Annotated in this window: 1 pseudogene; it reads right to left on the reverse strand. The window is 51.3% G+C overall.

What is annotated here, in order from left to right:
* Window positions 1–382: pseudogene (locus tag D7X99_RS42155) on the reverse strand (NADP-dependent phosphogluconate dehydrogenase); the annotation flags it as partial.

A 382-nucleotide genomic window follows, 5' to 3' on the forward strand; every position in this document is an offset into this window, starting at 1 on the left:
GTTCTGTACTGCATAAGCAACGACATCACGCAGCGCCTGCTGGTAATCATCGGCAATTTGTTTAAAGTACGGAGCCAGCAGCAGGTTAGCGATCTGCGGATTTTCGGCATATGCATCGGTGATTTTCTGCAGGAACTGCGCACGGATGATGCAGCCAGCACGGAAAATCTTCGCGATTTCGCCGTAGTTCAGATCCCAATTGTACTCTTCAGACGCAGCACGCAGCTGAGAGAAGCCCTGGGCGTAAGAAACGATTTTGCCCAGATACAGAGCACGACGAACTTTTTCGATGAACTCAGCCTTGTCGCCAGCTGGCTGCGCTTGCGGGCCAGAGAGAACTTTAGATGCGGCAACGCGCTGATCTTTCAGAGAAGAGATATAA

The sequence above is a fragment of the Corallococcus sp. AB032C genome, from assembly GCF_003668935.1.
Classification (GTDB): Bacteria; Myxococcota; Myxococcia; order Myxococcales; family Myxococcaceae; genus Corallococcus; species Corallococcus exiguus.